This is a genomic window from Microvirga sesbaniae (assembly GCF_025460805.1).
In the GTDB taxonomy this organism is placed as follows: Bacteria; Pseudomonadota; Alphaproteobacteria; order Rhizobiales; family Beijerinckiaceae; genus Microvirga; species Microvirga sesbaniae.
Genome location: NZ_JAMXFJ010000069.1, coordinates 1 through 12,252, shown reverse-complemented (window position 1 = coordinate 12,252; position 12,252 = coordinate 1). Strand labels below are relative to the sequence as shown.

The window sequence follows — 12,252 nt, the reverse complement described above, 5'->3', positions numbered from 1 at the left end:
TTTGCGGATCACCTCGGCCACCGGTGTGCCGCTTTCCACCTGGCGCAGGGCAAAGGCGATCTGTTCTTCCGTATACCGCGATCTCTTCATGGCACTGACCCTCCTCAAGGATCAAAATGCCCGGAAAGTTTGATGGGTCAGGACCACTCGCCTGTCGTGCCCTTTCATCAGCGCCGGTCAATCAGGTGGTAGTGCCATACGCTCCGACGCAAAACGATCGCTTCCAAATCTGAGATCTGCCGTCGCGCACTGGGCAGCACAATTATTTGTCGGCTCGAACAGGCCTTCATCCATGCCTTTCGTCATGGATTACCTTCAGAACTTTGCGGGAGGCTCGTCCTCCTCAAACTTGTTATGAACTGACGCGAGTGCCTCCGGCACGGTTCGTTTGAAGCGGGCTCGCGGTGGCCGTATGCCATGGGTGAGTAGCACCCGCCGGATCAGCGGTCGGGCGCCAGCAACATAGATGGCTGCGTTGTGCCGTTGTGCTTTGCGCACGAAACCCTCGATGGTGGCAGCCGCCGTGCTGTCGAGCACCGGAACGGCCGAGAAATCGATGACATAAGCCTTAGGATGTTCTGCGATGCGATCAAGCGCCGCGGCCACCGTTGCGGCCGCGCCGAAGAAGAATGCGCCTGAGATCCGGTACACCACCACGTCCGGATCGGTCGCGAGCGTGGGATCGTACGGCTCACGGCCGTTGCCGTTCACGGTGTCGGGGCGATCCTCCTCCGGCAGGAGGGGAGATTGCTCGACTTCGACCGCCTCCGCCATCCGCTGCAGAAACACGAGCACGCCAATGCCGAAGCCCACGAGGATACCTTCAGTGAGATCGCGGAATACCACCAGCAGGAACGTGGCGAGCAGTACCACGGCGTCCCCCCTCGAGGCCCGCAGCAGCGTCGCGAACTCATGCTTTTCCGCCATGTTCCAGGCAACGGTCGCGAGGACAGCCGCCAGAGCCGAGAGCGGGATGAAGGAGGCGAGCGGCGCCGCAGTCAGCATGAACAGGAGCAAGAACACCGAGTGCAGCATCCCTGCGACCGGACCACGGGCCCCAGAGCGGACGTTTGTGGCGGTACGGGCGATCGTGCCCGTGACACAGATGCCGCCAAACAACCCCGAGGCAACGTTCGCGAAGCCCTGCGCCACCAGTTCGCAGTTCGAGCGGTGGCGACGGCCCGTCATGCTGTCTGCGACCACGGCCGAAAGGAGGCTCTCAATGCCGCCCAGCAGGGCAAATGACAGGGCGGCGGGAAGAAGCTCGGCGATCCTCGCGGCGGAGATCGGGGGCAGATGTGGCGCGGGCAAGGATTGGGGCAGGCCGCCGAAGCGGGTTCCAATGGTCTCGACGGGCAAGCCCAGGATCCAGGTCGCGAGGGCGGCTGCAGCCACCGCAATGACGAACACCGGCCAGTGCGGACGGAAGCGCCGGACGATGACAATGATGCCAACGGTCAGAAAAGCTACTACCAAGGCCGCGACATTCAGGGTCGGCAGGGCGTCCCAGAGCGCCAGGAGCTTGGGAATGAAGGGCCCGGGTTCCTTGTCGAGCCGGAGCCCCAGCAGTTCCTTGAGCTGGCTCGCAAAGATGATGACGGCAATGCCGGCCGTGAAGCCCACGGTCACCGGATAGGGGATGAACTTGATGAAGGTTCCAAGCCGCAGGAACCCGATCGCCAGCAGAATCAGGCCGCTGAGCATGGTTGCAAGGAGGAGCCCATCGACGCCGTGCTGCTCGACAGTTGCCGCCACCAGCACGATAAAGGCCCCTGCCGGCCCGCCGATCTGAAACCGGCTTCCTCCCAGTGCCGAGACGATGAAGCCTCCGACAATAGCTGCGTAAAGGCCCCGGTCGGGGCTCACCCCTGAGGCGATGGCGATCGCCATCGAGAGCGGCAGGGCTACAATAGCGACCGTCAAACCAGCCGCGGCATCAGCGCGGAGGTCGGCTAATCGATATCGCTCCCGCAGGACCGTGACGAGCTTCGGAGTGAACAGTTCGGCAAAGGTTAGGTCAACAGCCCGTGCAGGCATACCGGCGCCTCCTCTAGCCACTGGAGCGGCAGGGATCATTGCTCCAAAGCAACGGTCGCGGTCATTTGCGTCAGGAGGAGCCGCTTGCGGTCTTGACTTGCTTGAACCGCACGCCTCGTCCGCCTTCACGGCTCACCGAATTCTCGCCGATGAGTTCTATCCCAGCCCGGTCGAACGCCTCGACAACCTTCGTAAGCGTCTCAACCACCCCTCGCACATTACCTGCGCTTGCTTCCATGCGTTGGATGGTTGGCAGCGAGACCCCTGCCATCTCCGCGAGCTGGCGTTGGTCAATGCCAAGGAGAGCACGGGCAGCACGGATTTGTGCGGCGGTGATCAATGAATGACACTCCCTCCATGCATTAAATGTCAGCCATGATCGCTGAACGATGATGTTGTGGCAATCAATCCAGATGAGTGATGGGTAAGCACCTGCAGCACGGCCGGTCTTCGCCCGGGGCGGCGCGGGGATGGGCCACACAGGGAGCCACAGGAGTTCTGCGCGCAGCGGGCCGTGGGCTGCTGCGCCGCTAGGGACGCCTGGTTGGACAGGATGGAGCGGATGGTCGTTGCACATCGCCCGCATTGAGGACTGCAGCCGAGGCAGCGGTAGACCTGGGCCAGCGTGCGCGGGCACAAGGGCCCATGCGACAGGCAGGTCTTCGTCACCATCTGAGAAAACGTTGCAGGAGCAGACGATCATGACGTGGAGTGCAGATCATCAGAGACGGCGGTCAACTGTCGAGGTGCTGCAGTGCAGCCGTGTTCCGCAACACGATCGATCGCCGCTGCGCCGGCATCGCGATGATGCCTTGGCGCTCCAGCTGTGTGAGGGTGCGGGACACGGTCTCAATCGTCAGACCGAGATAATCGGCGATGTCGGTTCGGGACATTGGGAGATCGATGTGTCCGTGGTCAGTCTCACGCTCTGCCAGGTCGAGCAGGAAAGCGGCGATTTTCTCCACGGCGCTTTTGCGGCCAAGTAATAGCATGTGGGCTTGGGCTCGTTCGAGCGCGCGCATCATCGCGGCTATGATCTGCCGGGACAAGGCCTCACCGCCGGTTGGTAACGTGTCGAGGCTGCCGCGCCGATACTTGATTACGGTCGTGTTCCCAAGCGCCTCGGCGGTGAAGCGGTGCTCCTCCCCGGTCTCGATGCCAAAGAAATCGCCTGGCAGGTGGAAAGACGCAATCTGCCGTCGCCCGTCATTGAGGAGCTTGCAGGTCCTCACTGCACCGGACACCACCTTGTACACAAAGACTGTCCTGTCACCTTCGGCGAAGATTTCCTCGTCTTTCGTGAAGGCACGGATTGCGCCCACAATGACGGCTTCTCGCTCCGGGCGGAACGACGGAACGCCCGTAAGCAGGGCGGGGCCCTGGATGGGCAGCGAAGCGGTGGCGGCAAGGGCGGTGTGCATGGAACCCTCGTTCTGGGTGTCTGACCTGAGTTGATCAATACTCCCACGCTTGATCCCGCAAAATTCAGATACTCTCCCTAGGGGATTCTACGGAGGTCGTCCCCGGCGCAGCGGGCCTGGTTATGCGGCGGCCGCCAGAGCACCGTGGATGCCGTCGAGCAGGGAACTGTCCTCGAGGGGCTTCTCCAAGACCTGCTGGAAGCCGGAGCGCAGGGCGCGCTCCCGGACCGCCGGTGAGCCTTTAGCCGTGATCAGGATGGCCGGCAGGCCAACATGTCGTTGCCGCAGACGCTCGACCAGGGTGATCCCGTCCACCTCCGGCATGGCATAGTCCACGACCAAGCACCCGCTTTGGGGCAGGGCGGGATCCGCCAGGAGCTGCTCGCCGCTGTCGTAGAGGTGCACCTCCAGCCCCTCCTGCTCAAGGGCGAACTTAAGGGACTGCCGAACGGCGGCGTCATCGTCGATGACGAGAATGATCGATCCTGGGAAGATTGGCATGGTGGCCCTGCTGCATTATCCTTGGGCAAACCCCCGCTCTGCGGGTGCAGGATTGATATGTCCCAAGCGCCCTGCCGAACCATTCAGGAATTGTCCTTAAGGCGCCTGTCTCGGATTGCCTGGATCGATGCCAGCCCGCAGCAGCTCACCTGCGCGGCGCGTTGGCCCACATCCGCATGCTCGTCACGTCAGGGCGGGTGCGGCTGCCGAAGAACGGAATCCCGAAGACGACCTTCAGCCCAAGCTCTGGCGGGCCTAAACGTCCAGGCGGCCGCCGAGAAGGCTCAGCGTGCCGAGACACCGACCGCGCGGTCGCGGCGGCAGTGACCGGGACACCGTCTGGCCTGCGACCGAAGGTGGTCAGGGCAATCCCTTAAGGAAAAAGCCTGGGTTTCGGCACCGGACCCGACGGCGTAACGCCTGAGAACCTACGGCGGGCCTCACCCATGCCGAACCGGTCCGTCGGCACCCTTTCCCCTGATGCGGCATCCCAGGAGGTCATCCGTGACGGACACATTGAGTGACAATACCATCCATCTCGTGAAGGCCACGGTGCCTGCGCTTCAGGAGCATGGGCTGGCGATCACCAAGCGCATGTACGAGCGCATGTTCCGGAACGAGGAGATCCGCGACCTCTTCAACCAGTCGCATCACGGCGAGACCGGCTCGCAGCCCAAGGCGCTGGCGAGCGCCATCCTGGCCTACGCCCAGAACATCGACAACCTGGGCGCGTTGGCGCCCTCCGTCGAGCGCATCGCCCAGAAGCACGTAGGCCTGAACATCCTGCCCGAGCACTACCCTCACGTGGCCGAGGCGCTGCTCGGCGCGATCAAGGACGTTCTTGGGGATGCCGCCACGGACGAGATCCTCACCGCCTGGGGCGAGGCGTACTGGTTCCTGGCGCACGTGCTGATCGGACGCGAGAAGGCCATCTACACCAGTCTCTCCACGGCGCCCGGCGGCTGGAACGGCTGGCGCAACTTCCGGATCGAGAGCAAGCAGCGCGAGAGCGAGGTCATCACCTCCTTCGTGCTCCGGCCCGAGGACGGCCGGCCTGTCCTGCTCCATAAGCCCGGTCAGTACCTGACCTTCTGGATCGAAGTGCCGGGCCAGCACCCGCTCAAGCGCAACTACAGCATCTCCAGCGCGCCGAACGGCGAGACCTACCGGATCTCTGTCAAACGGGAACCGCAGGGCATCGCCTCCACCTGACTGCATGAGCAGACCGAGATCGGGACCGTTCTCAAGGTGGCGCCGCCCGCCGGCGAGTTCTTCCTCAACGAGGAGTCGCCGCGCCCCGTGGTGCTCCTGAGCGGCGGCGTCGGGCTAACCCCGATGATAAGTATGCTGGAGACCATTGCGGCCCGCTATCCCAACAAGGCTGTGCATTACGTGCATGGCACGCTGAACGGCTCGACCCATGCCATGAGGGACCGTGTCTCTCCCTGGCCGAGGCCTATCCCAACAGCCGCGCGACAACCTTCTACGTCGAGCCGCGGCCGGAGGATCGGCTCGGGGACGACTACGATCATGAAGGCCTGATCACGGTGGACTGGTTGCGGGCCAACACGCCACTGAACGAGGCCGGCTTCTACCTGTGCGGCCCGCGGCCGTTCCTGCGGGCGTTCGTGGGAGGGTTGGCCTTGGCCGGATTCCGGTCGAACCGCATCCACTACGAGTTCTTTGGGCCGGCCGACGAGATCCTCGCCGCGGCCTAGCGATTACGGGAGGCTCCCAAGTGCCCGACGGGTCCGCCGAGAGGTATTGGGCTTGACGAAAGGGAGGAGGGAGCATGTCGGTGATCGAAATTTGGGACGGATCCGCGTCCGGCCGAATGCTTGACCTCTCCGCCATTCACGGCCCGATGAACGGGCAAAAGCGCATCTGATGGAACAAAAAGGAGATCCAATGGCGACTGGAACTGTGAAGTGGTACAACGAAACCAAAGGCTATGGTTTCATTCAACCGGACAATGGCGGCAAGGATGTTTTCGTCCATGCTACCGCGCTCGAGCGCGCCGGAATGCGTGGCTTGGCGGAAGGCCAGAAGATCTCCTATGAGGTGGAAGCTGACCGCCGCACCGGCAAAGAATCTGCGACCAACCTGCAGACGGCTTGATCAGCCTGTTAAGGTGTCAGCTCATGCTGAGCCTCAAGCCGCTCCTGACGGGGCGGCTTTTCGTTTCGGTGTGCCCGGCACCTCGGCCTTGGGGTCCTTGATGTACTCGGCGAACGTCGCCTCGTCCCAGGTCAGGCCGGAGTTCTTGTTGACGGGGAGTGCTTATAGCCGTCCACGGATCCCGAGCGCCGTCCGGTGACGCCGTTCAGGTGGGACCCACCGCATCTTGGCGTTCTCGCTGACCTGGTGGCAGGCCTTGCAAACGGCAAAGACTTTTTCGCCTGCATCGGCATCCTAAGCCTGGACTTGCGGCCGGGTCGAAGGTCAAGACAACAGGCACAAGAAGGGCGAGGCCCATCACAAACACTGGCCACGTCATGCCCAGAAGGTACCACTGAAAAGGTGCAAATCAGCAGGCTCATCCCGCGCGGCTTAGCTTCGGAAACACCTCATACGTTGCCTGAGAACTAACTAGACGCACGGATGAATCGCCTCCAACTGCATGAATGCTTCTACGGGCGCGCTACGGCGGCATCAATCCTGATGCGGATCGCATGAAGGACTCTGCACATGGACTTAAACGTCTGCGCAGACATCTCGACGCCTTCAGCATGGGCATCGATCGCCGTGGTGCAGTCAGACAGCGCGTTGGAAATGAAGATTAAGGTGTCCTCGTTATCGGGGCCATTCTCGATCCGGCCCGCTGCGTCATCCAGCATTCTCCGAGTGAGCTCGTCATATTGCTGATCGATCATAGGCTCCCCTCCGATCAGGACCGGCTCCCTCGGATATCCGCGTGGCCGGGGCTGCCCTGCGGGCCATGTCTCCGTAAAAATACGGAGTTTCTCTTTGCTCCGCATCAACGATACTGGCCTAAGATGCCGTAAAGTTCTTGGATCAACGTGGCTCCACATAATGATGAACAATCATGGAGGGAAACATGTCCAATCACGCCAGCCATCAGTACCGGATGTACTCGCCCGGCCTTGACCTGATGATGAAAGAGGTCGCGCGGACGCTAGGCCACATCGATTTCGAGCACCAGGTCGAACTGGAGAAAGTCGAGAAGAGCGCCAGCGCCAAGGAAATCAAGCAGTCCATCAGCGAAAAACTCAGGGCCGCCCACTGTGAGAGGCGTCAGCCCTATGTCGACCTGTTGAACCAGCTCTGGATGCAGCAACGCGGCCAGTCGTTCGCAGCCTAAGAGGATTTCCTTGTGGTTGATCTCAGGTGCTGATCCCACCGAAGCCTTCAGGAGGGTTCCATGCAATCCACGTTTCACATCGGTCAGCTTGTCCGTTTGAGCGAGGGTGCCGCTGACAGGGAGAAAGGACGCACCTACTGCGTCGTCAACATTGTCCCGGCTGGGACCGAGCGTCTGCCGGCCTACCTGATCAAGAACATGGCGGGTGGGGAGAAAATCGTGCAGCCGAAGGACATCAAGCCGGCTTCGGCTCATGCCCTGCCATAGCCGCAGCTAAGCCGCAGGCGCAGGTTGTTTTCTCAACCTCTGCGGCAGATCGAGGTGATGTTCCTACGCGGGGCGATTTCTTCTTCCACGGTCTCGCTCCAGGGATACGAGAGGGAGGAATGACATGATCGAGAACATCAAGAGCGTGTTGATCGGCCTGACGAAGGAGTTCGGTCCCGACGAGAACTCGGCCGCCTTGGGCTATGGCCTCTCGCTGGCGCAGCAGGCGGGCGCCCACGCCACTGTCCAGGCCGCTTCCGTCAAGCTGGACCTGTCGAGTGCCGGGATCAGCAAGGTCGTGGCCGGTCTTGTCCAGGAGGAGAACCAGCGCCTTCACGCCCTTGCCGAGGCGGCGGCCCGCAGTGCCCAAGGCGATGCCAGCGCGGCGGGAATTGTGTGGTCCACCGCAGCCCCGCATCTCAGCTATCCGGCACTGCTCGCCGTCTTCCGGGCGCAGGCCCGTCTGCATGATCTCACCGTGGTCGACGCAGAGCCGGAAGCCCTCGCCCTCGACCGGGGCCTGATCGATGCCCTGCTGATGGACAGCGGCCGTCCACTGCTTGTTGTCCCGCCCGGTCAGGCCGTATTCCGCGCCCAGCGTGTTATCCTGGCCTGGGACGGCAGCGGCCGCGCCGCCCGTGCCGCGGCCGACGCCCTGCCGTTCCTGCGGGCGGCCGAGACCGTGGAAGTGGTCGCCGTGATGGGCGAGAAGGACCTGCCCAGGACCGTAACCGGCGCCGACATCGCGCCGCATCTGACCCGCCACGGCTTCAATGTGAATGTCCAGACCCTGCCGGCCCTGAACGGCGACGTGGCCGAGACCCTGCGTAACCACGCTACCCTGACCCGTGCTGACATGATCGTCATGGGCGGATACGTCCATTCGCGGCTGCGCGAGTTGATGTTCGGTGGCGTGACCCAGTCCCTCCTGAAGCAATGCCCCGTAGCGCTGTTCCTCTCCTACTGACGTCAGGGGTACGGCAGGCCACGTCAGGAGAGCGGCCAAGCACCGACACAGCACATAGGAGGAGGTTGCCATGCCAAGGATGAAAGCTGCCGTCTTCGTCGAGCCCGGCCGCATCGTGCTCGACGAGAAGCCGATTCCGGACGTTGGTCCCCACGATGCGCTCGTCCGCATCACCACCACCACGATTTGCGGCACTGACGTCCACATCCTCAAGGGCGAATACCCGGTGGCCCGAGGCCTCACCATCGGTCATGAGCCGGTCGGCGTCATCGAGAAGCTCGGCTCGGCGGTGCAAGGCTACCACGAGGGCCAGCGGGTCGTCGCGGGCGCGATCACTCCGAGCGGGTACAGCGAGGCTTGCCTGTGCGGGTGCCACTCCCAGGATGCGGCCGGCACCAAGCATGGTTGGAAGCCGCTCGGCGGCTGGCGCTTCGGCAACACCCTCGATGGATCACGGGCCGAGTACCTTCTGGTGCCGGATGCCATGACGAACCTGGCTCTGGTGCCGGACGGTCTCACCGACGAGCAGGTGCTGATGTGCCCCGACATCATGTCCACCGGCTTTTCCGGCGCGGAGAGCGGCAACATCCACATTGGCGATACGGTGGCGGTCTTCGCACAAGGTTCGATTGGTCTGTGCGCTACCGCGGGCGCGCGCCTGATGGGGGCAACGACGATCATTGCGGTCGAGAGCGTGCCCGAGCGCATCGAGATGGCACGCCGAATGGGCGCCGATCACGTCGTTGACTTCACGAAGGCCGATCCGGTCGAGGAGATCCGCCGCCTCACTGATGGCCGCGGCGTTGATATTTCGATTGAGGCGCTCGGGCGGCAACAGACCTTCGAGGCAGCGTTGCGCGTGCTCCGTCCAGGCGGCAGCCTCTCATCGCTCGGCGTCTACTCGGGTGACCTCAAGATCCCGCTCGACGCATTCCTGGCAGGCCTTGGCGATCATACCATCCGGACCACGCTCTGCCCCGGCGGCAAGGAGCGCATGCGCCGGCTTATGGGAGCCATCGCCTCGGGACGCGTCGACACGCGGCCACTGGTGACGCACCGCTTCAAGCTCGATCAGATCGAGGAGGCCTATGACCTCTTCGCCAACCAGCGCGACGGCGTGCTGAAGGTGGCGATCACCCCATAGCCTCGGGGAGATGTCACGGCCGCCGATCAGGCCTGCTTCACATAGGTGCCGGGTGCATCGTACAGGGCAGGGTAACCCTGCGCCGGTGCACCCAGGGCCGGTGGATTGGTATGCTCGTCGGAATGTGAGCCCAGCCAGCGCACCCATTCCGGCCACCAGGAGCCCTCGAAGCGGGGCGCAACCCTGGTCCAAGTGTCGGGATCCAGATAGTGACCGCTGGCGGATCTCGTCAGAACCTGGAAGTTTCCTTTAGCCTGACCTGGATCGGCAACGATGCCGGTATTGTGCCCGCCCTTAGTGAGAAGGAAGGTGACGTCGGTATCCGCCAGGAGATGGATTTTGAATGCCGACCGCCAGGGCGCCACGTGATCGCGCTCGGTGCCGACCGCAAAGATCGGCGCCCGAATGTCACTGACGGCGATGGGCCGGCTATCGACCTGGAAGCGTCCTTCGGCGAGATCGTTGTTGAGGAAGAGCTGCCTCAGGTACTCCGTGTGCATGCGGTACGGCATGCGGGTGGCGTCGGCGTTCCAAGCCATAAGATCGTTCAGGGGCGTCCTCTCGCCCATGAGGTAGTGGCGGACGAGCCTCGACCAGATCAGGTCGTTTGAGCGCAGAAGCTGGAAGGCTCCTGCCATCTGCCGGGTGTCGAGATAGCCTTGGCTCCGCATGAGGTCCTCCAGGAAGTGGACCTGGCTCTCGTTGATGAACAACGTGAGCTCTCCGGCTTCGCGGAAGTCGGCCTGCGCCGCCAGCAGGGACATGGTCGCCAGGCGCTTGTCCCCATCGCGGGCCATGGCGGCCGCAGCAATCGAGAGGAGTGTGCCGCCAAGGCAGTAGCCGACCGCGTGAACCTTCTGATCGGGCTTGATGGCGTTCACGGCATCCAACGCGGCCATGATCCCGAGCTTGCGGTAATCGTCCATGCCCAGGTCCCGATCCTCCGCGGTCGGGTTCTTCCAGGAGATGATGAACACCGTGAAGCCCTGGTCCGTGAGATAACGGACGAGGGAGTTCTCGGGGGAAAGATCCAGGATGTAGTACTTCATGATCCAGGCCGGCACGATCAGGATCGGCTCCGGCCGAACCTGCTCGGTTGTCGGCTCATATTGGATCAGCTCAATGAGGCGGTTGCGATAGATCACCTTTCCCGGCGTGACGGCCACATCGCGGCCTGGCTGGAAGTGCTCCGCGCCAGCGGGGGGCTTGGAGCGGACAATCCGCTCCCAATCGTCCAGGAAGTTGCGGAAGCCCTGCACGAGGTTCTGGCCTCCCGTTCCTATGATGCGCCGCTGCACGACCGGGTTGGTCAGGAGAAAATTCGACGGCGATGCCATGTCGAGGATCTGGCGCGAAATGAACTCGACCACGGCCTGATGCTGCTTGGTGACGCCGTCTACATCGGTCGTGGCGTTGTCCCACCATTGCTGCTGGAGCAGGAAGCCTTGCTGCATGAGATTGAACGGCCATTGCTGCCACTCGGCCTCAGTGAAGCGTTTGTCCTGGGGCAACGGCTCGATGCACGGTTCGCATCTGCCTCCGCCCACTGCGCAGTGGGAGGCGAACTGCGCCAGTCGAGCCCATTTGCGGGCTGCCTTGGTGGCGAGTTCCACCTGCTTACCCGGCGAGATGGCCAGGTGGACGGCCCAATCCATGTAGGCGTCGGCAACGGCTGCCGGTGACAGCCCGCCGGTGAGGCGTGCCAGGCTCGCATGGGCAGCATGGTCAAGAACATCCCGGAGGCGATGGAGCTGAGCGTCATCCCAACTATCCGTTGAACCCTCCGGTGGGGGAACCAAGACGTGAGCTGCGGCTGCCTTACTTGGCTGTGCGTGCAGCGGGGCAACCTGGGTCGTACGGTTGGAGGCTCGGCCACCTTTAAGCGTCGTGGAAGTGCGAAGTGGCATTTCAGCCTCCGTGCTCTCACCCTCGTGGTAGGGCAGAGGATTGTCGTACAATGACAGCCGCTTTCGCCAAGTGCGTTGCGCTAGATCAAAGCATCGGTCCTGATTTCGACCACATAATGGTCGAGATTGATGGCTCGGCGAACCCGCTTCTCGCCTGGGCCGGCAGAGGGAGAGGACGATGATCAAGGACATCATGGTGCATCTGGATGGAAGCCCGGAGGACGAGATCCGTCTTTAATATGGCCAAGCCATTGCGTCCGCCGGGCAGGCTCACCTGATCGGCGTCTTCACCAACCTTCTGCCTGACCTGTCCATTGCCATGCCGTTCGATGGCGGCGCTGCCGCCGTCGTGCAGTTCGTGACCGAGTTGGAAGAACAAGCCCGCAAGGACGGCGATGCCACGTCAAAGCGTCTGGCCGAGAGGCTCACCGGACTTCAGGTGCCAACCGAGATACGCCGCTTCGACGAGACCTTCGGCACCATGTCGATTAAGGTGGCGGAACAGGCCCGTTACGCCGACGTCTTCATCGCCACGCGCCCCTATGGTGCAGGTGGCATTGTTCTCTTATTCCGGGGATCCTGGTCAAGCCCTTTGAGCGGCCCTTTCCGTCATTTCGGCTGATATCACCTGTCGGGTCATGGTTCTCTCCGTGGTCGGCAAACACCGCCGCATGATGGGGTCGGAA

At 62.8% G+C, this 12,252-nt stretch carries 13 protein-coding genes and 2 pseudogenes; 7 read left to right on the top strand and 8 right to left on the bottom strand.

Annotated features, from left to right (window positions below):
* The 5 genes from OCW50_RS31785 to OCW50_RS31760 form a co-directional block, all read right to left on the bottom strand.
* On the bottom strand, positions 1 to 90 hold a 90-nt coding region (locus tag OCW50_RS31785; RefSeq protein ID WP_262266493.1), incomplete at its 3' end, for a transposase.
* 225 nt (positions 91 to 315) lie between these two features.
* Positions 316 to 2,037, bottom strand: coding sequence for a SulP family inorganic anion transporter (locus tag OCW50_RS31780; RefSeq protein WP_262300272.1), 1,722 nt, complete (start codon positions 2,035 to 2,037; stop codon positions 316 to 318).
* 70 nt (positions 2,038 to 2,107) lie between these two features.
* Positions 2,108 to 2,377 (bottom strand): helix-turn-helix domain-containing protein, encoded by a 270-nt coding sequence (locus OCW50_RS31775; protein WP_210805796.1) that lies wholly within the window; start codon positions 2,375 to 2,377, stop codon positions 2,108 to 2,110.
* 394 nt (positions 2,378 to 2,771) lie between these two features.
* Positions 2,772 to 3,458, bottom strand: coding sequence for a helix-turn-helix domain-containing protein (locus OCW50_RS31765; RefSeq protein ID WP_210805794.1), 687 nt, complete (start codon positions 3,456 to 3,458; stop codon positions 2,772 to 2,774).
* Between the two features lie 120 nt (positions 3,459 to 3,578).
* The gene (locus OCW50_RS31760; protein ID WP_210805791.1) at positions 3,579 to 3,959 is read right to left on the bottom strand and encodes a response regulator transcription factor; all 381 of its coding nucleotides are present in this window, start codon (positions 3,957 to 3,959) and stop codon (positions 3,579 to 3,581) included.
* Between the two features lie 504 nt (positions 3,960 to 4,463).
* Here OCW50_RS31760 and hmpA point away from each other — a divergent pair.
* Both hmpA and OCW50_RS31750 read left to right on the top strand, forming a co-directional pair.
* Positions 4,464 to 5,677, top strand: a pseudogene (gene hmpA, locus OCW50_RS31755) (NO-inducible flavohemoprotein).
* Between the two features lie 190 nt (positions 5,678 to 5,867).
* Complete coding sequence (locus OCW50_RS31750) at positions 5,868 to 6,077, top strand: cold-shock protein (protein WP_262273283.1); 210 nt, start codon at positions 5,868 to 5,870, stop codon at positions 6,075 to 6,077.
* Positions 6,078 to 6,146: 69 nt separating this feature from the next.
* Here the strand turns inward: OCW50_RS31750 and OCW50_RS31745 are convergent.
* Both OCW50_RS31745 and OCW50_RS31740 read right to left on the bottom strand, forming a co-directional pair.
* Positions 6,147 to 6,371, bottom strand: a pseudogene (locus OCW50_RS31745) (c-type cytochrome); the annotation flags it as partial.
* A gap of 218 nt (positions 6,372 to 6,589) precedes the next feature.
* Positions 6,590 to 6,832, bottom strand: coding sequence for a hypothetical protein (locus OCW50_RS31740; protein ID WP_262273282.1), 243 nt, complete (start codon positions 6,830 to 6,832; stop codon positions 6,590 to 6,592).
* Positions 6,833 to 7,017: 185 nt separating this feature from the next.
* Here OCW50_RS31740 and OCW50_RS31735 point away from each other — a divergent pair, with 185 nt between their 5' ends.
* The 4 genes from OCW50_RS31735 to OCW50_RS31720 all read left to right on the top strand — a co-directional run bounded on the left by OCW50_RS31735 (position 7,018) and on the right by OCW50_RS31720 (position 9,659).
* Positions 7,018 to 7,281: a hypothetical protein gene (locus OCW50_RS31735; RefSeq protein ID WP_210805785.1), complete on the top strand. Its 264-nt coding sequence runs from the start codon at positions 7,018 to 7,020 to the stop codon at positions 7,279 to 7,281.
* A 60-nt stretch (positions 7,282 to 7,341) separates the two neighbouring features.
* Positions 7,342 to 7,548, top strand: a complete 207-nt coding sequence (locus OCW50_RS31730) for a hypothetical protein (RefSeq protein WP_210805783.1) — start codon at positions 7,342 to 7,344, stop codon at positions 7,546 to 7,548.
* Positions 7,549 to 7,672: 124 nt separating this feature from the next.
* A complete protein-coding gene (locus tag OCW50_RS31725; protein WP_210805781.1) occupies positions 7,673 to 8,515 on the top strand; it encodes a universal stress protein in 843 nt (280 codons plus the stop codon).
* Between the two features lie 70 nt (positions 8,516 to 8,585).
* Positions 8,586 to 9,659, top strand: a complete 1,074-nt coding sequence (locus OCW50_RS31720; protein ID WP_210805779.1) for an NAD(P)-dependent alcohol dehydrogenase — start codon at positions 8,586 to 8,588, stop codon at positions 9,657 to 9,659.
* Between the two features lie 26 nt (positions 9,660 to 9,685).
* On the opposite strand, the gene OCW50_RS31715 is transcribed toward OCW50_RS31720, so the two are convergent.
* The gene (locus OCW50_RS31715; protein ID WP_210805777.1) at positions 9,686 to 11,566 is read right to left on the bottom strand and encodes a PHA/PHB synthase family protein; all 1,881 of its coding nucleotides are present in this window, start codon (positions 11,564 to 11,566) and stop codon (positions 9,686 to 9,688) included.
* 319 nt (positions 11,567 to 11,885) lie between these two features.
* Between OCW50_RS31715 and OCW50_RS31710 the strand changes: the two genes are divergently transcribed.
* A complete protein-coding gene (locus OCW50_RS31710) occupies positions 11,886 to 12,188 on the top strand; it encodes a hypothetical protein (RefSeq protein ID WP_210805775.1) in 303 nt (100 codons plus the stop codon).
* Positions 12,189 to 12,252 lie beyond the last annotated feature (64 nt).